Genomic DNA, 22,749 nt, shown 5'->3' with positions numbered 1-22,749 from the left:
GCAGAACGTTGAAGGGTTCGGGGGCGTGCGGTCCTGTTCCGTTGCGCCCCCCTGAAAAAAACGGTATTTTTAAAGGTTCGGGGCATATCATTCCATGGCAGATCACAAGAAGAATTTTCTGGACGGAATGCGCGACGGCATTCCCATTGCGCTGGGGTATTTCGCCGTGTCGTTCACGCTGGGCATAGCGTGCCGCAATATCGGACTTTCCGCGCTGCATTCCACGGTGATGAGCTTTACCAATCTCACCTCCGCCGGGGAATTCGCCGCGCTCGGCATCATGGCGGCCGGGGCCTCCTACTGGGAAATGGCCCTTTCCCAGCTGGTCATCAACCTGCGCTACATGCTCATGTCGTGCTCGCTTTCCCAGAAAATGGCGCCGGATACGCCCATGTATCACCGCCTTCTGGTGGGGTACGGGGTGACGGATGAAATCTTCGGCATTTCCGTGAACGTACCCGGCAGGCTGGACCCCTTCTATACCTACGGGGCCATCTGCATCGCTTCTCCCGCATGGGCTCTGGGCACGCTGCTCGGCGTGGTGCTCGGCAATGTTCTGCCCGCCCGCATCGTGGTGGCGCTCAGCGTGGCTTTGTACGGCATGTTCATCGCCATCATCGTGCCCCCGGCCCGCAAGGACCGCCTGCTTGCCGCGCTCATTCTCGTATCCATGGCCATGAGCTGGATTTTCGCACGGCTTCCCCTGTTCGACGGCATTTCCGGCGGCATGAAGATCATCATTCTCACGGTGCTCATTTCCGGCGTGGCGGCCGTGCTTTTCCCTGTGGACAAGGGGCTTGCCGGCGGCGGAAAGAAAGAGGAAGGAGAAAGCGACCATGCGTGATGCCTATGCCTACATTGCCGTGATGGCCGTGGTGACCTATCTCATCCGCGTGCTTCCGCTTACCCTCATACGGCGGGAAATCCACAACGTCACCGTGCGTTCCTTCCTGTACTATATTCCGTATGTCACCTTGTCGGTGATGACCTTTCCTGCCATACTGGATGCGACGGGCAGTCAGATTTCCGGCTTTGCCGGACTGGTGGCGGCCGTGGTTCTCGCCTGGTTCGGGGCAAGCCTGTTCAGCGTGGCCGTGGCGGCCTGCGTGCTGGTGTTCGTCATGGAGCTGTTCATCTGCTGAGAAAGCGGGAAGAGGGGAAGAAAACAGCGCGCTTCAAAAACGCGCACCGGAGAGGCTCGTCATGGGTAAGCCGTCATTTCATGTCATAGACCGGGATACCTGGGAAAGAAGCAGTTACTTCGACCACTACTTCCATACGCTCAAGTGCCGCTACAATATCGGGGCCGACCTCGACATCAGCGCGCTTCAGGCCCTCCGCCGGGAAAAAGGGTTGAAATTCTTCCCTGCCATGCTCTATGTCGTCATGCGGGCGGTGAACCGGCACAAGGAATTCCACATGGCCTTCAATGAACACGGAGAACTCGGCTTCTGGGACGAGGTGTGGCCCTGCTATACCCTGTTTCACCCGGAAAACGAGACCTTCACCGATATCTGGAGCGAGTATTCCGAGGATTTTTCCGTCTTTTACGCCATGGTTACGGAAGATATGGAACGCTACCGCCATGTGACGGGCCACCTCAAGGCAAAGGACGGTCAGCCGCCTCATATCTGCCCCGTGTCCAGCGTTCCGTGGCTGGCCTTCACCCATTTTGCGCAGGATTCCTACGCAGAGAGCAATTTTCTCTCCCCTCTCATCAAGTTCGGCAAATACGAGGCGCGCGGAGAAAAGATCGTCATACCGGTTTCGGTTTCCGTGCATCACTCCGTGGCCGACGGCTTCCATACCTGCCGTCTCATCAACGACATGCAGGAAATGGCCTCCTTCCCCGAACGGTATCTGAGCTGAGCGGGAGGCTTTTTTCCTTCAAGGCGGCGCAGCTGTTTTTCCTGTATTCTGGCCCCGGGAGCGGAAGCTTCCGGGGCTTTTCGCATCTGCCTGCAGAGCCCTTCCGCCGTGGCAGGGAGGATGGACGCGCACTTTTTCCGGAACAGCGTGGAAAAGTTACTTTCTGGGCGGATGCAGGGGCCTCCGGTCGGCATCGGCAAGGCCCTGCAGCAGGCAGTGGTTGTTCCTGTCGCAGCGCAGCACGGCAAAGGCCGCGTCGGCGTACACCCGGGCAAGGCCCTGCTCGAAGTAGAAGCGGTGCGGCAGGCGAAGCCGTGCAAAGCCGTGGGCGGAGGCATCCACAAGTACGGCGGGAGCAGGTACGCCCGAGCAGTCGCCCTGTTTTACGCGGTCTGGTATGGGGCGGGCGATACCCAGTTCGTCGACGGCAAGAGGCATGCAGAGCGGCCCTTCCACCGTGGAGTATCGTTCGATGTCGTAGGTCAGGTCCATGTAGTCGCCTATCATGAAGGCGCGCGGGTCCCGGGGGCGGAGGGAAAGAAGGATTTCGTCTCCGGTCTTCAGCAGGTTTTTTCTGTCCACGATGGCCGTGCAGGCAACGGCGGTCATGAGAACGGCGACGAGGGCAAAGGGCAGACCGTGCCGCAGAAGGGGCGGGACCTGTGGTGTTTCCGGTCTTTCGGGTGTTTCCGGCCGGGGGCGGCGCTCCATCGGTATCCCCGCAAGGATCAGGCAGAAGCCGGGAATGCCTGCGGCCATGGTCATGTTCAGAAAATCCGTTCCGGTTTTAAAAAACGCCATGGCCACGGTTTCCAGCGGGAAGTAGTGGTCGATGGCGTAATAGAAGAGCACGAGACTTGCGGCAAGAAGAAAGATGCCCATGCCTGTGAGCGTTCTGTCGAGGGCGGGCGTGTCTTTGCTTCCGGCGTCACGGCTCCGGGCGCTGGCGGAGCCTGCAAGGATGAGGTTCAGCGCAAACAGGCTTTCCAGCGGGCTGAAGAACCAGACGGGCAGCATTGCCGCGATTCCGAGGGCGATTTTTCCGGGCCGGGAGGAGTTGCTTCCCTGGAGAAGCAGCCTGAGGAGAAGAAGCCCGAGATTCAGCGCCGCAATGGTGATGAGTATTCTTTCCGTTGTTTCTTCAAAGGCGATATGAGGCATGGACAGCGGCAGTCCGGGAAGAACGCAGAGGCAGGCAAGCGCGGCCGGGCGCAGCATCCCCCGGGGAAAACGGCCGAGGGAGGCCGCAACAAGGGGCAGGAAGAGAAGAAAAGCGAGAAGAAGGTACAGGGGCATGCCTTCGGGCACGGTCTGAGGCAGGAGAACGATGCCGGTGACAAGCGCCCAGAACATGGAGAAGAAGCGCAGAACAGGGTCTTCCATCAGCAGATAGAGGAACAGGGCCGCCGCCCATATCGAAGCCATGATGACGGGGAGGGCATAGTCAAGCAGCGATACATGGAAGCACATGGCGCCGCCCAGGATAAGTGCGGAGGAAAGCGCGGAGAGAAAAACGTTTTTTGGGCGCATACGCCGGAGAATGATGCCGCAGGCCATGCAGGCAAGCCCTGCCGCGTGCAGCACAAGGGCATTGTCCGGAAACGTGAGCGTGATGAGCGAGATGAAGGAGATTGCGGCAAGAAAACCCCCGAGGATGGACGGAACCAGGGAAACAAGGCCGAAGGAGCGCGGACTGCGGGGAAGCGTTTGCCGGAGGCGGGGCAGGGCGAGGGCCAGAAGAAAGGTGAAGAGGGTATTGGCGGCGGTGAGGAGAAGTGCCAGCCCGGCAGAGGAGAGATGGTCGAATCTGCGAAGGAGAAGGGCGTTCAGAAGCACGATGAGGGCGAGCGCTGTTTCGCACAGGGCAAGGGTGTGGCGGAAGCGCAGGGCAGAGGCTGCTATGAGCACAAGGGCCGCAGGACCTGCCGCAAGTTCCGGCAGGCCGACGGGGGTGTCGGGGAAAAAGAGAATGAGCTGAACGCACAGTGCCGTTGCCGTACCCGTCAGCAGCGTGAGCGGCAGGGCGAGCCATGCATTCAGTCCGCAGGACGAGCGGCGGCGCAGGGGCGGGAAAAGGGCGAGGGCACAGCCTGCTGAGGCCGTGACGAGAGGCGTCAGAAGGTGGAAATCCCAGGGGCGGGTGAGAAGCAGAGAGAAAGGCCGCATGCAGGAAGCCGTGAAGAGCAGCAGGATGAGAACGTTCCATAAAGCGGCGCTTCTTCGCAGAAGAAAGAGCGGAACGACGCTCGCCGCCCACACGAGGCACAGTTCCCACGCCGTGGCTCCGCTCTGGAAAATCTGCCCGAAGGTGACCCAGAAGATGCCGGTGAACAGCGCCGTGCCCAGAAGGGCGAGGGAGGCGGCATGATGGCGGCCTCTGCGTTCGGCAAGAAAGGAAAGCGTAAGACACAGGGCCGAAGTGCCTCCGGTGAGGATGAAGCGGACGGCCTCCGGCAGGCCGTACCAGTTCCAGGCGAAGAAATAGACGGCGGCGGCGAAGACGAGGGCGAAGCCTGCGGCGGAAACAGTCCTGCCGGGCAGGCGTGCAGGTGCGGGAAAATGCGGCAGAAGGGACATAGTGGCTCCGATGCCCTGCGGCGCTGGGCGTGTGTCGTGTCGCTTCCGGCGGAAGGAATCTGCATGTGGCCGGAGGGGAAAAGCCGCTCCGGGTATTACCTGCCGGAAATGAGAGTGGTGACGGTATTGAAACACGGCGCGACCGTGTCATCAAGCGAAAAACCGGGGAAAGGCCTTCCGCTGTTGCAGGAAAAAGGCTCCCGCCCCGCAGAGCTGCACGGTTTCAGGCGTGCGCTGAAGAGAAAAAGAAGCCGGAGCGAGACCTTGGCGGAACCGTTGCGGAACGCTGCGGAGGAGGTTCCGGAGCACGGGAGGAGCAGGGGATGAGAGGCTTTTTCCGGCAGGAGAAGCCGCAGGAAAAGGGGAGAAAACACCGCAGAAAAGAAAAGCGACGCGCTGCGGCGCGTCGCTTGAAAATACAGGGTGGCAGCTGCCTGCGAAGCCCGTATGCGGAAGGTGTTCCGGGGTACGTCTTCTAGGCCTTCAGCCACTTCAGCCAGAGCTGGCGGCTGCGCGGGCCGTCGCCCTCAAAAAGCCATACGGACTGCCATGTGCCGAGCAGCATTTCTCCCCCTTCCACAAGAATCTGCAGAGAAGAGCCGAAAAGGCTGGCTTTGATGTGCGCGTCGGCATTGCCTTCGCTGTGACGGAACCCTTCGTCCTGCGGGATGCGTGTGTGAAAGAAGCGCGTCATGTCGCCTGCCACATCCGGGTCGAAGCCTTCGTTGATGGTAAGGCCGCAGGTGGTGTGGGGGCAGTAGACGACCAGCACGCCGTCCTGCCAGCCGTGTTCGGCCACGGCCCTGCGAAGGGCGGCGGTGATGTTGAGCATTTCCTCCCGGGTGCGGGTGGAGACAAAGAGCTTTTCCATGTTCAGGCCTTTTTCCGGCAGTCGGCACAGATGCCGTAGAGCACCATGTGGTGCGAGGTGGGAATGAAGTCGTGCACGCGGCAGACCTTTTCCTGAAGCTGCTCGATGGCGTCGTTGACGAATTCTATTTTTTTGCCGCACTTTTCGCAGACAAGGTGATCGTGATGATGCATGCCCAGGGGTTCGTAGCGCACCATGCCTTCCTCGAAGTTCACGGCCGAGGCGATGCCCGCTTCACAGAGCAGCTTGAGGGTGCGGTATACCGTGACCTGCCCCACGGTGCTGTCCTTGCTGCGTACCAGCAGAAAAAGTTCTTCCATGGATACATGGTCGTCGGCATGCAGGAAGGCCTCCAGTATTTTCAGCCTCTGGGGCGTGACGCGGAGGCCTTTCTGCTTGAGATATTCGGAAAACTTGCGTTCTGCTTCCATAACATTGGTATCCATAGATGATTCCTCTGAGGGTATATAGTTTCCCAGAGATACTCGTTTAATCCGTTCCGGTCAATGGGCGGGAGTCCGGAACTGCTTTGGGAACAGGCCATTGCGGCGTTTCGGCTCCAGGCGGGCCTTCAGCGCAGGCCGTTCAGCGCCCTGTCGTCCAGCACGCGCAGCCATACCGCGTCGGGGGCGAACATGACGGAACCGTGGGCGTCGGAAAGCCAGAGCGCTCCCCATTCCTTGCCGGGCGCAAAGGTGAGGGTGCAGCCGTTGGCAAAGCGCAGATGCAGCTGTTCCCTTTCCTGGTTCTCCTCCCACACGCGGGCGGAGGAAACATCCACCAGAGGCTGCCCGATGACGGAGGAGAAGACGGCGCTCAGATCGCGCGGATACACGGCGTCGGCTTCCAGCACCTTGTCGGGAAGGCGGCCGTCCATCATACGCAGGCTCCCGCCGCCGTGAAAACCGAGTTCCACCCGTACCGCGCCGAAATCCAGGGCAAAGGGTTCGTCGCCGGAAACATAGACCTCGCGCCAGCCCTGAACATGGGGGTTCCGTTCGCCTATGGCATAGAGGCGGTTCAGGGAGCGGACACGTCGCAGAGGGGCACCGATGAGGTGCGCCCGGGCAAAGGCGTTTCTGAGCTCGTCGTTGCCGCCGGGGGTAAGGGCGGCATCCGTTTCCGCAAAAGGCGCCTCGGTATCATCCGCATGCGGGGCTTCCTCCTTCCCGGAGTGTTCTTCGGGAGCGTTCTCTTCATCCCATGTGGCGGAATGTTCCGGTTCCTCGCGGCAGGCCTCCTGCCGGGGCGCTTCTTCCTCTTCCGGCAGAGAGCTTGTGCATGGTGCCTCCGTATCCTGCGCCTCTTCATCGGTGAGGGGAACGGCCGTTCCGTTTTCCGCACGCTCTTCTTCCTCGGGAGGGAGCGTCTTTTTCCGGGAAGGCAGGGGCGCGGTAAGGCGCGGGGTGAAGGGCAGGCCGCCTTCTCTCAGAGACTGGAGCAGAAAAAGCCGCACGGCCGTGGTCAGGTCCAGGCCCAGTTCCTGAAAAAGGGCTTCGGCCTTTGCGGCCAGTTCCGTGTCAAGATACAGTATTTCAGGCATGATACGTCTCGTGGTTGGGGTTTGGCTGCTTCATTATTGTCCTGCGGCACGCTGAAATCAAGCGCTTGCCGCAACAGAACCCTTTGCGTATGGTAATAAGGCGTTTCTGCTCCCGGAAGGGCCGGGATTCCGGGCTTCTTCCCGGGAAGAGCGGAGCGCGCCTTCTCTTTTCGTGTTCACGTTCGTTGCATCAAGGTGGAACCTATGAAGCTGGCCGTGGTCGGTTCGCGTTCTTTTCAGGACTATGCATGGCTGGAGCACTGCCTGCTCCGCGTTTTTCGCGTGGAGGAGCTGGAGGCCGTCATTTCCGGCGGCGCACGCGGGGCGGACAGCCTCGCGGCCCGTTTTGCCGCAAGCCATGGTGTGCCCCTCATCGTTGTTCCCGCCGACTGGAAGCGCTACGGCAGAAAGGCCGGTCCCATACGCAACACGGAAATCGTGGCGCGGGCGGATGCCCTTGCCGCCTTCTGGGACGGTACGTCCCGGGGCACGCAGGACACCATAGCCAAGGCCCGCAACGCGGGCTTGCGCGTGGAGGTGTTCTTCTGCGGAAAAGGGGTGGCTCAAGGCGGCGTCATGCCCCTTCTCTGACCGGGAGTTCCTCTGCAAGGATCTCGAAGAAGGGGTGTCTCTGCCAGTCCTGCCTGTTGCCCACCACATAGAGAAGAGAGCGCGCCCGGGTAAGGGCCACGTTCAGAATGTTGGGTGTGCGCGAGGCCCACTGTCTGCTGCCCCAGCCCGCCTGTCCCGGCGCGGAACCGAGCACGAGAAAGACGATGTCGGCTTCCTTTCCCTGAAAGGTGTGAATGGTGCCGCAGCGCACCTTTTCGTCGGCAAAGCCCATGCTCCGTATGAGAAGGCGGGCGTGCCTCGCCACCGTGCGGAAGGGCGAGATGACGAAGACCGCGGCTTCCCGCGGGCCGTTTTTTCCTTCGACCACGGGCCAGTGCCTTTGAAGTTCAAGCAGCAGTTTCCGCAGGCAGGCGAGTTCTTCCTGCACAAGCTGCATGTCCGACATTCCCCCCGCCACATGGAACCAGCAGCTTGCGCCGAGGGTGCAGTCAAGGGCGGGAAAGGAGCGCTGCGCCTGCACCATCTGCCCGTCGTAGGCGATGCGGTTGGCAACGCTGAACATGGGTTCGGCACAGCGGTGATGCGCACGCAGCGGGTACCCCGTCCACAGTCTGCGGCCGGCATTGTCCATCCATGTACCCATGAGGGAGGCCCTGTCGGCCAGCGTCTGGGCGGAACGGCTTTCCGGCGACCATGTTTCAAGGTGCAGGCCGCCCTGTTCCTGCCGTGCGCGGAGCGTGGCCAGAAGCCCGGCAGGTTGCGGTACCACGGGTTCTATCTGCTGAGGATCGCCGATGACGGCGGCCTTTTCCGCCCGCCACAGCGCACCGGCGGCGCTTTGCGGCGTGGCCTGTCCGGCTTCATCCAGAAGCACCCAGTCCAGCGAGGCCTGCCCCATGCCGGCAAAGAGGCGGCTGAAGGAAGCCAGGGTGGAGGAAACCACGGGCACGATGAAGAAAAGGCAGTTCCAGAGTTCCTTTGCCGTTCCGGCCTCCACGGGAGCGCCGCGCAGGTAGCGGGCAACGGCGTTGATGTTGGCAAGGTTTTCTCTGGCGCAGGATTTGATCGTCCATTCATGCAGACGGAGCGCCTGAAGAAAGAGACGGGAACGCAGTCTTTCCAGCGTGTCGTCGTTCCATACGCTCTTGAGCTGCCATTTGGGATCACGCCAGAATTCCCGGCAGGGAAAACGCGGCGTTTCCGTATCGTGCAGGCCTCTGGTCATTTCCTCCTGCGCCTTCCGGGCGAGTTCTTCCAGAGCTTCGAGGCGCTGGGCAAGTTCTTTTGCCGCGCAGTCCTCTTCGCGCGAGGAGGAACGCAGGGCGCGGCTTTCCTCCATGAGCGCCATGAAGCGGCCGAGCAGCGCCTCGCCTTCCGGCCTCTGCTGCGCCGGGTCCTTCTGCGTAAGCGCCTGCAGGTGGCGCTTCTTCCGTTCCAGCTCCGCACGGGTGGCGAGAAAGTCCTTCTTTGCCCTCTGCCAGGCTTCCCGGGCCTTCTGCTTGCCTTCATAGCTGCGGTATGGTTCCAGAATCTCCTTCATGCCGGGCAGCGCGATGTTTTTTTCCGCATCACGGAAGCCCCACACCAGCGCGCGGGCGAACTGTTCACAGTTCCAGGCCGAGCCGAGCACGGCGGCGACAAGCCCCCATGCGGCGCAGGGCTCTCTTTCCTCATCGGCCGGGGTGAAGGCTGCGTTCACGGCCTCCGCCACGCCGGAAAAGTAGTCCGCCTCGGGAAAATCCTGCCGGGAAAGGGCCTGTTCCGAAGGAAGAAAGCGCGTGACGTTCTCCACGGCGGCATTGTTGCAGCCTGCCACCACCATGCAGGTGCCGCGCATGATGGAGGCCCTGGGCGGGCAGATCTCTCCCGAGGAGGCAAAGGCCTCGAAGGGCTGATTCAGCGCGGCGAGGCGCTCTGCGCGCAGGGTGACAAGTTCCGCCGCGACTTCGCAGAGAAGGCGCGTCTTGCCCGTGCCGGGAGGGCCGTTCACCGCCGTGAGCTGTCCGTGCAGAATTTCCGTGAGCGCCGCAAGCTGTGCGGGCAGAAGATGCTGCGACGGAGGAAAGGGCCAGCGTCCCGCAGGCAGGCGGTCGAGGGAAAGGGCTTTTTCCCTTGCCGCAGCCCCTTCCTCTCCTCCGGAGAGCACGTCGCAGCGGGGTCTCTCTTCCGCGCCTTCCAGATATCTGGCGAAAACGCCGCTGAAGCCGTGGCGGGAAAGACTGAGCAGATGGTCGAGGTCGGCAAGGTAAAAGGAGTTGAGCAGGTCGTTCTGCACGTCGTCCATGCGTCTGCCCCTGGGATCGGGCCGGAAATATACGGAACGCACCACGATGCACTCGTCTTCTCCCTCCACGTTCATCATGGCGAAAAGGCGCTGTATTTCCTCATGGATGCGGGGGCCGCGGAAGGGTTCCTCCTGTGAGCCGCTGCGCCTGTCGAAGGCGGACTGCATGTTCAGCATGTCCTGAGGAAGCTGATCGAGGCTTTTGCCCTCGATGCAGCGGGCAAGTGCGGGCACGAAGGAGGCGGGCACATAGCTTTCCGGTATGGGCATGCCCGTGCCGTCCAGCACCACGGCGGCCAGACAGCCTTCACCGGTGCCCGGTTCTTCGGGCGTTTCCGGGCGGCAGCCCGTTTTTTCCAGAATAAGGTCAAGAATGCGCCGCCGCGGCAGTACGCCGAGGTACACGATGTGCCATGCGGCGTAGAAGCCGCCGGGCAGGGGACGGAACCAGGGCAGTTCCCCGCTTTCCGCACCGGAGAAAGGCGCAGGGGCAAGGGTCGTCTGTTTTTCCGCTTCGCCGGAGGCGCTCCAGGCGGGCAGAGAGGCCGATACGGTTTCCCAGCGGCGGGCCGGGGTGACGGGCGGCCGGAAGGAGCGCGGCACCTCCGGGATGATGAAGGCCTCCACGTCGCGCCAGAAGCGGAGTATGGCCGCGTTTCTGCGGCGCAGCTCATCCTGCCGGGCCTTTTCCCGGGCGTCGGCGGCAAGGTCGGCGGCGCGTTCCGCACGTTCGAGGGTCTCGTCGACGTCGCCTTTGTCCTGCATCATGGCAAGGGCGCGGGAGACAAGATCGTCCCCCCGCACGGGACCGTTTTTTTTCGGCGCGGAAGAGGGGGCAGGTTCCTTCCGGGAAGGCGCACTCCGGGAAGGCGTGCGCTGAGAAGGTGCGCTCTGCCGGGCTGCCTTCTGCCGGAGGGAGGGTTCCGGGCATTCGCCCGTATCGGCCATGGCCAGAAAGGAGGCTGCCACCTTGCGTACCCCGTGATGGGGAAAACGCACCAGCACTCTGCCTTCGCTTACATTCAGCACCTCTCCCGTGCCCCACTGGGGCATGGAAGGGTTGATGACGTGGTCGCCTTCATGAAATTCCATGCTTACCCCCTCTCCAGCGCTTTCTTGGTTTTCCGGGTGGGCAGGGCGGAGAGAGGATCTTCCGGCCAGGGATGCTTCGGGTAGCGGCCCCGCATTTCGGCGCGCACGGAGGCATAGGCGCCGGTCCAGAAACCGGCGAGGTCGCGCGTGACCTGAAGGGGACGGCCCGCAGGGGAGAGCAGATGCACGGTGAGGGGGCACCTGCCCCGGCATACGGCGGGAGTCTCCTTCAGGCCGAACATTTCCTGAAGCTTCACGGCCAGCACGGGTCCGGCCTCGGGCAGGTAATCAATGCGGATGAGCGAACCGGAAGGCACTTCCACAGACGCGGGCGCTTCGCTTTCCAGCCGCCTTGAAAGCGCATGGGGAAGAAGGGCGTGCAGGGCCCTGTCCAGAGGAACGGAGGCAAACTGGGCGCGTCTTGTCACCCCCGCAAGCCACGGGCTGAGCCAGGATTCTCCGGGGTGCCTTTTCATGTCGTCCATCAGGCCCGCATCGCTCACGTCGGGCCATTCGTCGCCTTCCATGCGGTGCAGAAGCTGCACCCTTGCCTGCCACTGGCGGAGCTCCTCCGTCCACGGCAGACAGCCGATGCCGAGACTGAGAACGGCGTTTTCCACGTAAAAGAGCACCTTGTCCGCCGGAAAGTCCTTTCCCCGCAGGGGGGATTCCTTCAGAACAAGACTTCCCAGCAGGGTGCGCCGTGCGGCAAGCACCGATTCCGTTTTTTCATCCCAGAAAACGGTGTCCTCTTCCTTCAGAAGATGCCCATGCAGGGTTTCCATCTCGCGGCGTTCCAGAGGTGCGGCCAGATAGATGCGCCCCGTGCCCTGAGCTCCGCCGTCCATGGAGGCTACGGCAAGAAAGGGGGCGTCGGCCAGGGCGTCTTCCGCAGAAAGCTCCGCTCCGCGCCCGGAGGCAAGGCGGAACATGCCGCGTTCGCGGCGCATGGCCATGCGCTCGGGCCAGGCCAGGGAAAGCATGGCGCCGGCATGATCCTCATCGGCGATGACATCGTCGGGAGAAAGCGTTCCTTTTCCTCCGGCCAGAGAAAAAATCTGTCCGGCGGCCCTGCGCAGACGGCCGTTTTTCCGAAGTTCCGCAAGGCGGGGGCGTATGTCGCAGCCGGTGCCGGAGGAGCGCTCCTCCACAAGGGCGGCAAGGGCCGCGGCAAGGGGCAGGTGTTCGCCTGCAAGAAGCGCCATGTGGGCAAGACGGGGGTGCAGCGGCAGGCGCACAAGCTCTTTGCCGTGCGGGGAAAGGCGCGGTCTGCCTTCGTGCTGTTCCAGAGCCCCCAGAATATCCAGCGTATGGAGCGCCTGAGCCACCGAGGCATCGGAAGGCTGGGTGAGAAGGGGAATTTCTTTCGGCAGGGCGCCCCAGGCCAGAAGGTCGAGCAGAAAGGGCGCAAGATCGGCATCCAGAATTTCCGGGCGACGCCCGGGCAGAAGCGCTTCTCCCTCATGCCAGAGCCGCAGGCATACGCCCGGTTCCACACGGCCTGCGCGGCCCGCGCGCTGATCGGCGGCATCCTGCGTGACGCGGCTCGTCACAAGGGCGCTCATGCCCGTGGCGGGGGAAAAGCGCGCCGTGCGGGCAAGGCCCGAGTCCACCACCACGCGCACGCCCTCGATGGTCAGACTCGTTTCCGCAATGGAGGTGGCGAGCACCACTTTGCGCGTGCCCGGGGCGGCGGGAGCAATGGCTCTGTCCTGTTCGGCGGCGGAAAGGTCGCCGTACAGAGGGTGCAGCGACACATCCGGGGGAAGAAGCGTCAGCATGTCCGCCACGCGGCGGATTTCCCCCTGCCCGGGCAGAAAGACGAGCACCGAACCCTGTTCTTCCGCAAGGGCCCTGCGCACCGCATGGGCGGTATGGGCAAGCAGCGCTTCACGGCCGGAGAAGGAACCGGCCGGCCCCGGGGAAGCGGGGCAGGGCAGATAGCGCACATCCACGGGCCAGAGCCTGCCTTGGGCCTGACCCACGGGGCAGGGAGCAAGCTTTTCGGAAAGTTCGCCGCCGTCCAGAGTGGCGGACATGACCAAAATCTTCAGATCCCGCCGCAGGGCCCCCTGCGCCTCCAGGCAGAGGGCAAGGCCCGTGTCGGCCTGAAGGGAACGCTCGTGGAATTCATCGAAAATCACACAGGATACGCCGGAAAGCTCCGGGTCGGCGGTGAGGCGGCGGGTCAGGATGCCTTCGGTGATGACCTCCACCCTTGTGGAACGCCCGACGCGGCTTTCCAGGCGGACGCGGTAGCCTATGCGTCCGCCTGCCTCTTCTCCCAGCAGGGCGGCCATGTACCTGGCCGAGGCGCGGGCCGCAATACGGCGGGGTTCCAGCATGAGAATGGTGCCTTCCATATGCTCCATGAGAAAGAGCGGCACGCGCGTGGTCTTGCCGGAGCCGGGTGGGGCGGTGAGCAGGGCGCGGCCGTGGGTGTTCAGTGCCTCCAGCAGGCCGGGAAGGGCGGATTCGACGGGCATGTTCATGAATGTGTTCCTGCGCCGTTGCGGCGGAATGCGCGCTGAGAGAACGAAGAGCGCGCCTGCTCCGAAGGAGCGTGTATGATATCGTGGACGACGGGGGAGAATGTAGCGGGAAGCGGGGAAAAAGAAAAGGCGCGGCCGTGGGGCCGCGCCTTTTATCGAACGGTATGCTCAGGCCGATCAGGCTTCACGCTTCTTGGTGAGCACGGGGAGGGCTTCACGCACGAGGAAGACGGCGAGGATGAACAGAATGGCGGCAAGGCCGGCCTGCAGGTAGGCGGCGAAGAGGTCGCCCTGACCGGCGGAAATGGCGATGACCTTGTCCTTGAAGGTAAGGGCAAGGGAGGTGAGGGTCACAAGAATCATGAACACCATGGGGAAGATGAACATCTTGTGATTGCGCGCCGCATTCTTGAGCCAGGCGGCCACGGCCAGCAGGGCCAGACCGGCGAGGAGCTGGTTGGAGGCGCCGAACAGAGGCCACACCTTGGACCAGCCGCCCATACCGAAGGCGATGCCCACGATGACGGTGAAGCCGGTGGCAAAGTACTTGTTGCACAGCACTCTGCGGAAGTCGGTGACGTTTTCGGGCGTTTCGCCGGGGTTCAGCCAGAATTCGGAGAGCATGTAGCGGGCGAGACGGGTGGCGGTGTCGAGGGAGGTGAGGCAGAAGGCGGACACGGAGAGGATGAGCAGACCGTAGGCGGTCTTCTGCGCTTCGGGGCTGTCGAAGCCTACCACGGCGAGCATTTCAGAGATGCCGCGCGCGAAGACGGCGGTGGGGGGCATCTTGAAGGCGTCGGCGCCGGCCTGAGAATAGATGTAGCCGATGGTGATGAGGGAAATGATGGCCAGGGCGCATTCCACGAGCATGGCGCCGTAACCGATGATCCGGGCGTTCTTTTCGCTGTTGAGCTGCTTGGAGGTCGTACCCGAGGAGATGAGGGAGTGGAAGCCGGAGATGGCGCCGCAGGCGATGGTGACGAAAAGTACGGGGAAGAGGTACTGGCCGTTCACTTCAAAGCCCACGAAGGCGGGCAGGGACAGCGTGGGGTTGGCGGCGAACACGCCCACCACGGCCGCGATGATCATGGCATAGAGCAGGAAGGAGCTCAGATAGTCGCGGGGCTGGAGCAGAATCCACACCGGGGTGACGGAAGCCACGAAAATGTAGATGCCGATGATGTACATCCAGGTGGTGCCGGAAAGGTAGATGGGGCACTTGAGGCCGATGACGATGCAGATCACGAGCACGATGATGCCCACCACGGTGCACACGGAAAGGGGCAGGTTCTTGCGGTACACGCAGAAGCCGAACACCACGGCCATGAGGATGAACAGCATGGAAATGGTGGCGGTGGAGCCGTTGGCTTCAATGAGGGAGCCGTCGGGAGCGAAGCCGTTGAAGGTGCCCGCCACGATGGAGGCAAAGGCCGCAATGACGAGCAGCAGCGCGAGGTAGGCGAACACGATGAACAGGCGCTTGGCGCGCACGCCGATGTTCTGGGAAATGACTTCGCCGATGGATTCGCCCTTGTGGCGCAGGGAGGCGAAGAGCGCGCCGTAGTCATGCACGGCGCCGAAGAAGATACCGCCTATGATGATCCACAGGAAGCAGGGAAGCCAGCCGAAGAAGGCCGCCTGAATGGGGCCGTTGATGGGGCCGGCGCCGGCGATGGAAGAAAAGTGATGGCCGAAGAGCACGGGAGTCTTGGCGGGAACGTAGTCCACGCCGTCCTGCATGGTGTGCGCGGGCGTGGGTCTTGTTTCATCCACGCCCCACTGCTTCGAGAGCCACGCGCCGTAGAAGACGTAACCCGCGAACAGGCAGGCGAAGCCGATGAGAAGAATGACAACGGAACTCAATTTAATTCCTCCTCAATTGAGTTAGCACTTTTCCAGATTTCCGCGTATGAATTTTTCCAGATCCCTGCCCGCCCCGTTGACCGCGACGGCCCCCGTGGCGAGATCCACGGCGGCGGCGCGAAAATCCATCCAGCCGTGGAGAGACAGCAGAAAGTCCTTGTGATGCCGCGACCTCCGCACGGCTCTTGCCGCCTCCTCCGTCATGCTGTCGCAGACGAAGAGCGCGGTGATGAAGGACGACCGGTGTTCGATGTGAGGGTGGACATGACCCATGCCAAGCTCAAGAGCCTTCCCCCGGCAGGTGTCATATACGTCCGCACTCAGTTCAGGAACCGAGAACACATACACGAATTCATGGGTTTCCGCGCGCCAGAGCCGGATTTTCCGCGAGAGCACGAAGCACTCGTCGCTGGAGTGGAAGGCGTAGCAGGCGGCAAGCAGGGGCGCCCCCTCCTCAACGGGCCTCTTGTCGAAATAGACGGTGTAGGCGTCGTTGAGTTTGGCAAGCATGACTGATCTGCTGACGGGCATTCCCGTACCTCCTGTAACGTTTTCCTGAAGCGGCGGGTTCAGGGTGCCGCGCGGCTTTGCGGGGCAAGGATTCCCCGATCTGCTCCGGCGGCGTCTGCCGGTCACCTCTGCAGGGGTGGCGCGGCCTGTTTACGCTATCACGGGGCAAAGTTGGTGCACAAGAAAAAATTATATTGTGAAAAAAGAAATTAGAATCCGTGATCATGGGAAATACAGGCCCGGAAATATTTCGGAATTTCTTCTGATACGGCCTGACGGAACAAGTCGTGCAGGGCGGTTTCCGGGGGAGGAAGACTTCCTGACGCACGCCATGTGCGAGGCGTCTTTCTTTCTGGAAGATACAGAAGAAAGTACCCTCCCGGCAGGGGGAAACAGAGCTGTTTTTTCTTTTTTCACGGGAATGCTGCATGATGCTGCACGGCGTTTTTCATGAATATGCGTCCGGGGAAAAACGTCGCTCTGCCCGTAGAGGGCAATATGCGGAGCAACAGGGAAATGCTGCTGTACATGTGAAACAGGGAACATGTTCGCATGGCGGCGGGCTGCACCGCAGGAGCCCGGCCGGAGATATATGCGGCGCAGGGCCGGAGAACAGGCGGCCTGCACCGCGTCTTTCCGGAAAAGAGGGCGGCGCATGAGGCGTACGGTCACCTTTTGCGGCATAAGGGAAGGCGGGAGCTTCGCAGCAGGGGACTTCCGCCCCGGAAAAGCGCCGGGACGCCGCCAGGCCTGCGGCATAAAAAAAAAGCGCGGCCGGAGCCGCGCTTTCATGGAACGGGTTATGCGGATTTAGGCCTTGGCAAGGCCGGCGAGGAAGGCCTGCGCCTCTTCCTGCATCTTCTGGAAGTGTTCCTCACCCTTGAAGTCTTCCATATAGAGCTTGTAGATGGGTTCCGTGCCGGAAGGACGGACCGCGAACCAGCCGTCGTCGGTGACGACCTTCAGGCCGCCGAAGGGCGCATTGTTGCCGGGGGCCTTGGTGAGCACGGCCTTGACCGGGGAACCGGCCAGTTCCTTCATGCTCACATCGTCCGGGGAGATGGTCTTGAAGGCGGCCTTCATTTCCGGGGTCATGGGAGAGTCGATGCGGCGATACACCGGAGCGCCGAACTTTTCTTCCAGTTCATGGTAGAGCACGGAGGGATTCCTGCCGGTCTTGGCCGTGATTTCGGCGGCCAGCAGGCAGAGAATGAGCCCGTCCTTGTCGGTGCTCCAGGGCAGGCGGTCGGCCCGCAGGAAGGAAGCGCCCGCGCTTTCCTCGCAGCCCAGGCAGCAGGTGCCGGAGTGCAGGCCGGGCACGAACCACTTGAAGCCCACCGGCACTTCCATGACGTTGCGGCCGTGGGATTCGGCCACGCGGTTGAGCATGGAGCTCGTGACCACGGTTTTGCCGATGGCCGCATCCTGACGCCAGGCCTTGCGGAAGCCGTCCTTGCTGTCGCGGATGAGGAAGTCCACCACCACGGAGAGGTAGTGGTTGGGGTTCATGAGGCCTTCGGGCGTGACGATGCCGTGACGGTCGGAATCGGGGTCGCAGGCAAAGGCGATGTCGAAGCGGTCCTTCAGCTTCAGAAGCTCGGCCATGGCATAGGGGGAGGAGCAGTCCATGCGGATCTTGCCGTCGTGGTCGAGGGGCATGAAGCGGAAGGTGGGATCGTACTGGTTGTTGGTGTTTTCAATGCTCAGCCCGTACTTTTCCGCAATGGGAGCCCAGTAGGCCAGGCTTGCGCCGCCCAGGGGGTTCACGCCGAGCTTGAGGCCCGCCTTGGCGATGGCCGCAAAATCAATGACGTTGCAGAGGTCGTCCACATAGGCGGCGACATAGTCATGATCCTGCACCAGCCCGGAACGCAGGGCCTTGTACAGGCTGATGCGCTTCACGCCCTTGTTGCCGTCTTCCAGAAGCTGATTGGCGCGGTCCTGAATACGGGCGGTGAGGCCGGTATCCGCCGGGCCGCCGTGGGGAGGATTGTACTTGAAGCCGCCGTCCTGCGGGGGGTTGTGGGAAGGCGTGATGACGATGCCGTCCGCCGTGGCCGTGGACTGACGGTTCCAGCTGAGGATGGCGTGGGAAATGGCGGGCGTGGGCGTATAGCCGTGGCCGGTCTGCACCATGGTCACCACGCCGTTGGCGGCGAGCACTTCCAGCGCGGTGCGCCATGCGGGTTCGGAAAGCGCATGGGGGTCCTTGCCGAGGAAGAGGGGGCCGGTGATGCCCTCGGCCTTGCGCACGTCGCACACGGCCTGGGTCACGGCAAGAATGTGGGCCTCATTGAAGCTGGTGCGCAGGGAAGAGCCGCGATGGCCGGACGTGCCGAAGCTCACGGCCTGTTCCGCCACATCAGGGGAAGGCTCGCAGGTGTAGTAGGAGGAAATGAGAACGGGAATGTCGGTAAGCTGATCGGGGCGCGGCAGTTTGCCCGCCTGAGGGTCAAGAGCCATGGCAAGTCTCCAGAAAAGGCATGAGGTGACAGAATGCGTTGTCTTGCAGGTTACGCCAAAATGCGGGGCTTGTTAAGATGGCGGGCGACCCTTTGCGGGGGGCTTTTCCACATTTCTTCCGCGCACGCGGCGCAGAGGAGCATTGCGGCAGAGGGCGGGAGAAGCTTCTGCCGGGAAGGATGGCCTCAGCGGGGGTGCTCCAGCGCCCATACATGGATGCGTGCCTCGCGCGTTTTCGCGTCGGGCATAAGACGGTGCAGCAGGGCATGGAAGGCGGGGCTGTGATTCATGTACCGCAGGTGGCACAGCTCATGAAAGAGCACATAGTCGATGAGGGGCAGGGGCAGGGCGATGAGCTGTGCGGCAAGCATGATGTCCCCCCGGGCGGAGCAGCTCCCCCAGCGGCGTTTCAGGGAGCGCACGGCAAGGGAGAAGGGGGCGGCGCGGTCGCCGAACACGGCGCGGGCATGCCGTTCCAGGCGGGAGAGGCGGCGGCCGAGCACCAGCTTTGCCGTCTCAAGTCTCCAGCGGGCGAAGGCGCGTTTCACGGCGGCGTCGGCGCCCTCCTGGCGGCGGGGAAGGGGCAGTTCCAGCGCCGAACCCTTCAGCCGGGGGCGGGAACGTCCGTCCGAAGGGGCGAGGCGGATGGTGAACGGCCTTCCCAGATAAAGAATGCTTCCGCCTTCACGGATGTCGGCGGGAGCACCGCGATGGGCGGCGAAAAAGTCCTGTTTGGCGCGTATCCAGTCAAGGCGTGCGTGCATGAAGGAAAAGACCTGTTCCATGGCAAGGCGGGCGGGAGCCTTCACCCTCACCGAACCGTCGGGCCTTATCGCCATGCGCAGGGTGCGGCAGCCGTCGCGCTGGAAAAGGAAGGTGAGGTCGGTGCCGGGCAGAACAAGTTCTTTTTCCTCCCGTATCTGCCGGGAACTGGTCTTCCGGGAGCGGCGCTGACGGTTCAGCATAGCCACCTGCGGCAGGAGGGCAGAAGCAGACAGGCGGTGCTTGCCAGCATGAGGGCGAAAAGAGAGGCCATGACGGCAAGTTCCACCGCTCCCGCGCCGGGAAGGGCGCGTATCATGTCCAGCAGGGAGATGAGGCAGCACCCGCCCCAGGCGGGCACGAAGCCCGCATTGCCGCAGATGGCCAGAACATGCCTGAGCGCAAGGTAACGCCACGCCGCTCCGAGCATGTCCAGCCTGCCGGCATGCACGAGGGGGGCTCCGCTTCCCCCGGGCGTGAGGAAGGGGTGCAGAATGAGCACAAGAACCAGCAGCAGAGAAAGGGCGCTGAATACCCGCATGGCGGAAGGGCGCGGAGCTTCCGGCTCCGGCCGGGGCAGAAGCAGCGCGCCCATCTTATAGGAAATATAGAGCAGGGGGCAGGAAAAGAACGGGGTGAGGTTGGCGGCCGCCAGAGGCAGGAGTACGGCCGGAATGTCCAGCCACTGAAAGATGGGACGCGCCGCGGCAAGAAAGAACAGCGCAAAAAGGGAAAAGGCGAAGAGAACGGCCCTGCCCGTTTCCCGCGCAAGCTCCGCCATGGGGCGCGAGCGGTCGGGCCAGGCGTGCAGGGCGGGGGGCAGTACCAGAGAAAGGGAAAGGATGAGGGCGAAGAGCTGCCAGCCCGGTTGCGGGGCGAGGCAGTCGGCAAGGGAGAGAAAGTCGGCGCAGACGAGAATAAGCCATCCCACAACGGGGATGGCTGCCAGAGTGAGGGCGAAAAGGGAGAAGAAGCGCGGAAGGAGGATCATTCTTCAGCGGCAAGCCTCCTGAGCAGGTCCTCCATGCCCACGACACCCACGATGCGCCCGTTTTCCTGCACGGGCAGGGTGTAGTAGCGCTGTTCCACCATGAGCGTTGCAATCTCCTCCACCGGCGTGTCGGGAGTGATGGCGTGCGGTTCGGAACTCATGATCTCGCCCACGGTGCTTGCGGCCATGCGGCGCAGTTCGCGGGAGAATTTGCCCGGCATCTGCATGGGAATGGCCCCGCCGAGGAGAAGGAAGTAGCCCGGAGTTTCCAGCTTTTTATCCAGGGAAATCAGGTCGGACTGCGTGAGCATGCCGATGAGGCGGCCTTCTTCCACAACGGGCAGGCCGTTGAAATGCCCGTCAAGCAGCAGCCTTGCCGCGTCGCGCAGCGTGGTTTCGCGCGTGACGGTAACGGGATTGGTGGTCATGATATCGGCGGCAGTCTTCATGGTTTCCTCCAGCGTGGAAGGTTCATAATGGTCTGAAACGACCCCGCATCCATTAAAAGAGGAAGCGCCGGAGCTGTCAAGAGCCGGGGGCTTTTCTTCACGATACTGTAGAAAAAGGCCCCCGGGCTCTCCTGATACAGGAGCCGCCCCGCAGAACGGGGCGGCGTATGATCGTTATTCCGGCAGAACCACATTGACGCAGCCAAGGGCGTTCAGCGTGCGCGGGAAACCGATGAGGGGAAGAATGAGCGTGAGCGCATCCACCATTTCCTGCTTGCTGTTGCCCACGTTGGCATTGCCCTGAACGTGGCTTTTCACCTGCGACTCGCAGCCGCCCAGGGCGCTGATGATGGAGAAGGTCACAAGTTCCCGCGTCTTCAGGTCAAGGCCTCTGCGTGTGTAGATGTCGCCGAAGCAGAAGGCGGAAAGGTGTTCCACCATGATGCGCTTCTGGCCTTCCGGCGTGGCGGCGTGCATCTGGTCGATGGCGTTGCCGAAAATGGACTTCTGCACCGCAAGCCCTTTTTCAAAGCGGTTTTCGTCCGTCACCGTGGCCTGGCTTTCCACGGGCAGGGCAATGCCCCGGGAGAGGAAGACGGCGTTGACCAAGCGCAGGGCGGCTTCCGTTCTGGGAAATCCTATATAGGGCGCGCACTGATACAGGGTTTCCTTGATTGCCACGGCGCTTGCGCCCGCAAGAAGCGCGTTTTCGGTGAGGCTCTCTATTTCATCCGTGTTCTGAATGGCGGCGGACACGGCCAGCGTGATGAGGTGACGCTTTTCTGCATCCAGCGTGCTCCCGGCAAAGGCTTCTTCGCCGGTAAGACGTGCGCGCATGGCGGCAAGATCGGGATCGGTCTGTTCCAGGGCGGAAAGATCCGCCGCAGGGCTGTGCTGTGAGGATGCCTGATTCATCATGTCTGCTCCATGTTTTTGTTCCTGCGCCAGGGTCTGTGCGGGCAGGGCTGAGGTCAGCGCGAGCATGAGCGCAAGAAGGAAGGATGAGCGGAAGAGGGAGGTTCTTTTCATGCGGTCTCCTTGTGTGCGCCGCCGTGGCGCTTTTTTTCTGCATCGGGCGCGTTCTGCCTCTTGCGGGGAAGAAGCGCCGGTCTTTAAAGGCAGCATAGGGCGGCCATGCCCGGGAAGGTAGACACGTTCCGCTCTGATTCTTGCCTGAATCTGCCGTGAGGTGCGGAATCCGTCATTCCGTGCCGGGGCCGGAACCTTTCCATCCTTAAAAAGGGACATGGCACCGGGCGGAAGCAGAGACGGGAGGAGAACGTTTCTTTTTTATAGGCACGGGCAGCATGCGGAGGAAGGCGGATGTTTCAGCCTGTTTTTTTCTTCTTCCGGCCGGGAAAACATCCTTCCGCCGGGAAGGGAGGAAAGCTCTTCTTTTAAGAAAAGGGAGCCGGAAAAAGGGGCGCGGAGAGGGAAAAAGGGGGACGTAAACGAAAAAAAAAGCATTTCTTTTGTTTTTGCAATCTATGGAAATTAATGACGATTTATTTTTTTTTCAGAATAAAACACAAAAAAATGTCTTTTTGCCCCTTTTCTACTTCATTAGCGGGCTTATTTATGGTTCGTCACCGTGATGCAGACATGCTCCGGTGTTTTTCCAGCGCCGCTTTTTCGCACAGCCTTCCGGTTCTTCCGGAACAGTGCTGGAGAAATTTATCATAACAAAATTTTTTGGGAGGATATGGGTAATGAAACCCCTGAATGACCGTGTGCTCGTGAAACGCCTTGAATCTGAAGAGAAGACCGCCGGCGGTCTTTTCATTCCCGATGCCGCCAAGGAAAAGCCCTCCAAGGGTGAAATCGTGGCCTGCGGCCCCGGCAAGCTCAATGAGAAGGGTGAACGCGTTGCCATGGAAGTGAAGCCCGGCGATGTGGTGCTCTTTGCCAAGTATGCCGGCACCGAAATCAAGGTGAACGGCGCCGATCACATCATCATGCGCGAAGAAGATATCCTCGCCATCCTCGACTAATCCGAACCATTTCCTCTATTTTTCTCAGGAGAACATATCATGTCTGCTAAAGAGATTCTTTTCGACGCCAAGGCCCGCGAACGTCTGGCCCTTGGCGTGGACAAGCTTGCCAATGCCGTGAAGGTCACCCTCGGCCCCAAGGGCCGCAACGTGCTCATTGAAAAGGCCTACGGCGCCCCCGTCATCACCAAGGACGGCGTGACCGTTGCCAAGGAAATCGAACTGGAAGACAAGTTCGAGAACATGGGCGCCCAGCTCGTGCGTGAAGTGGCCTCCAAGACCAACGACGCCGCCGGCGACGGTACCACCACCGCCACCGTGCTCGCTCAGGCCATTTACCGCGAAGGCGTGAAGCTCGTGGCCGCCGGCCGCAACCCCATGCCCATCAAGCGCGGCATCGACAAGGCCGTGGCCGCCAT

General features: G+C 62.0%; 19 protein-coding genes. 6 read left to right on the top strand and 13 right to left on the bottom strand.

Annotation, left to right across the window (positions count from 1 at the left end; genetic code table 11):
• Positions 1 to 94: 94 nt before the first annotated feature.
• The 3 genes from Q0K07_RS03100 to Q0K07_RS03090 all read left to right on the top strand — a co-directional run bounded on the left by Q0K07_RS03100 (position 95) and on the right by Q0K07_RS03090 (position 1,869).
• The gene (locus Q0K07_RS03100) at positions 95 to 844 is read left to right on the top strand and encodes an AzlC family ABC transporter permease (RefSeq protein WP_294556269.1); all 750 of its coding nucleotides are present in this window, start codon (positions 95 to 97) and stop codon (positions 842 to 844) included.
• The gene (locus tag Q0K07_RS03095; protein ID WP_294556266.1) at positions 837 to 1,142 is read left to right on the top strand and encodes an AzlD domain-containing protein; all 306 of its coding nucleotides are present in this window, start codon (positions 837 to 839) and stop codon (positions 1,140 to 1,142) included. The genes Q0K07_RS03100 and Q0K07_RS03095 overlap by 8 nt, the downstream gene beginning before the upstream one ends.
• A 61-nt stretch (positions 1,143 to 1,203) precedes the next feature.
• Entirely contained in the window at positions 1,204 to 1,869 is a 666-nt protein-coding gene (locus tag Q0K07_RS03090) for a CatA-like O-acetyltransferase (protein ID WP_294556263.1), read from the top strand.
• 156 nt (positions 1,870 to 2,025) lie between these two features.
• Here the strand turns inward: Q0K07_RS03090 and Q0K07_RS03085 are convergent, their stop codons facing one another.
• The 4 genes from Q0K07_RS03085 to Q0K07_RS03070 form a co-directional block, all read right to left on the bottom strand.
• Positions 2,026 to 4,446 carry a GDYXXLXY domain-containing protein gene (locus tag Q0K07_RS03085; RefSeq protein WP_294556260.1) on the bottom strand — a complete coding sequence of 807 codons (2,421 nt, stop codon included), beginning with the start codon at positions 4,444 to 4,446 and terminating at the stop codon, positions 2,026 to 2,028.
• 475 nt (positions 4,447 to 4,921) lie between these two features.
• Positions 4,922 to 5,317, bottom strand: coding sequence for a secondary thiamine-phosphate synthase enzyme YjbQ (locus Q0K07_RS03080; protein WP_294556257.1), 396 nt, complete (start codon positions 5,315 to 5,317; stop codon positions 4,922 to 4,924).
• Between the two features lie 2 nt (positions 5,318 to 5,319).
• Positions 5,320 to 5,763 (bottom strand): Fur family transcriptional regulator, encoded by a 444-nt coding sequence (locus Q0K07_RS03075; protein WP_294556254.1) that lies wholly within the window; start codon positions 5,761 to 5,763, stop codon positions 5,320 to 5,322.
• Positions 5,764 to 5,888: 125 nt separating this feature from the next.
• Positions 5,889 to 6,860, bottom strand: coding sequence for a hypothetical protein (locus tag Q0K07_RS03070; protein ID WP_294556251.1), 972 nt, complete (start codon positions 6,858 to 6,860; stop codon positions 5,889 to 5,891).
• Positions 6,861 to 7,064: 204 nt separating this feature from the next.
• Here Q0K07_RS03070 and Q0K07_RS03065 point away from each other — a divergent pair, with 204 nt between their 5' ends.
• Entirely contained in the window at positions 7,065 to 7,451 is a 387-nt protein-coding gene (locus Q0K07_RS03065) for a DUF2493 domain-containing protein (protein WP_294556248.1), read from the top strand.
• On the opposite strand, the gene Q0K07_RS03060 is transcribed toward Q0K07_RS03065, so the two are convergent.
• The 9 genes from Q0K07_RS03060 to Q0K07_RS03020 form a co-directional block, all read right to left on the bottom strand.
• Positions 7,435 to 10,809 carry a DUF3553 domain-containing protein gene (locus tag Q0K07_RS03060; RefSeq protein WP_294556245.1) on the bottom strand — a complete coding sequence of 1,125 codons (3,375 nt, stop codon included), beginning with the start codon at positions 10,807 to 10,809 and terminating at the stop codon, positions 7,435 to 7,437. The genes Q0K07_RS03065 and Q0K07_RS03060 overlap by 17 nt on opposite strands.
• A gap of 2 nt (positions 10,810 to 10,811) precedes the next feature.
• Positions 10,812 to 13,301: an ATP-dependent helicase HrpB gene (gene hrpB / locus Q0K07_RS03055; protein WP_294556242.1), complete on the bottom strand. Its 2,490-nt coding sequence runs from the start codon at positions 13,299 to 13,301 to the stop codon at positions 10,812 to 10,814.
• A gap of 177 nt (positions 13,302 to 13,478) precedes the next feature.
• A complete protein-coding gene (locus Q0K07_RS03050) occupies positions 13,479 to 15,164 on the bottom strand; it encodes a carbon starvation protein A (RefSeq protein ID WP_294556240.1) in 1,686 nt (561 codons plus the stop codon).
• A 21-nt stretch (positions 15,165 to 15,185) separates the two neighbouring features.
• Positions 15,186 to 15,674, bottom strand: coding sequence for a hypothetical protein (locus tag Q0K07_RS03045; RefSeq protein ID WP_294556237.1), 489 nt, complete (start codon positions 15,672 to 15,674; stop codon positions 15,186 to 15,188).
• An 810-nt stretch (positions 15,675 to 16,484) separates the two neighbouring features.
• Positions 16,485 to 18,137, bottom strand: coding sequence for a phosphoglucomutase (alpha-D-glucose-1,6-bisphosphate-dependent) (gene pgm / locus Q0K07_RS03040; RefSeq protein ID WP_294556235.1), 1,653 nt, complete (start codon positions 18,135 to 18,137; stop codon positions 16,485 to 16,487).
• Between the two features lie 185 nt (positions 18,138 to 18,322).
• A complete protein-coding gene (locus tag Q0K07_RS03035) occupies positions 18,323 to 19,102 on the bottom strand; it encodes a M48 family metallopeptidase (protein WP_294556233.1) in 780 nt (259 codons plus the stop codon).
• On the bottom strand, positions 19,096 to 19,890 hold the full coding sequence (locus tag Q0K07_RS03030) for a hypothetical protein (protein ID WP_294556230.1): 795 nt from the start codon (positions 19,888 to 19,890) through the stop codon (positions 19,096 to 19,098). Before Q0K07_RS03030 ends, Q0K07_RS03035 begins: the two co-directional genes overlap by 7 nt.
• A complete protein-coding gene (locus Q0K07_RS03025) occupies positions 19,887 to 20,339 on the bottom strand; it encodes a CBS domain-containing protein (RefSeq protein WP_294556227.1) in 453 nt (150 codons plus the stop codon). Before Q0K07_RS03025 ends, Q0K07_RS03030 begins: the two co-directional genes overlap by 4 nt.
• Positions 20,340 to 20,513: 174 nt before the next feature.
• The gene (locus tag Q0K07_RS03020) at positions 20,514 to 21,368 is read right to left on the bottom strand and encodes a carboxymuconolactone decarboxylase family protein (protein ID WP_294556224.1); all 855 of its coding nucleotides are present in this window, start codon (positions 21,366 to 21,368) and stop codon (positions 20,514 to 20,516) included.
• A gap of 680 nt (positions 21,369 to 22,048) precedes the next feature.
• Here Q0K07_RS03020 and groES point away from each other — a divergent pair.
• Together groES and Q0K07_RS03010 are read left to right on the top strand one after the other, a co-directional pair.
• Positions 22,049 to 22,330, top strand: coding sequence for a co-chaperone GroES (gene groES / locus Q0K07_RS03015; protein ID WP_294556221.1), 282 nt, complete (start codon positions 22,049 to 22,051; stop codon positions 22,328 to 22,330).
• A 39-nt stretch (positions 22,331 to 22,369) separates the two neighbouring features.
• A partial coding sequence (locus tag Q0K07_RS03010; RefSeq protein ID WP_294556218.1) for a TCP-1/cpn60 chaperonin family protein occupies positions 22,370 to 22,749 on the top strand: 380 nt, incomplete at its 3' end.

It is taken from the genome of uncultured Mailhella sp. (genome assembly GCF_944324615.1).
In the GTDB taxonomy this organism is placed as follows: domain Bacteria; phylum Desulfobacterota; class Desulfovibrionia; order Desulfovibrionales; family Desulfovibrionaceae; genus Mailhella.
The sequence above is the reverse complement of the archived record's forward strand: the minus strand, read 5'-3'. Positions and strand labels throughout refer to the sequence as shown.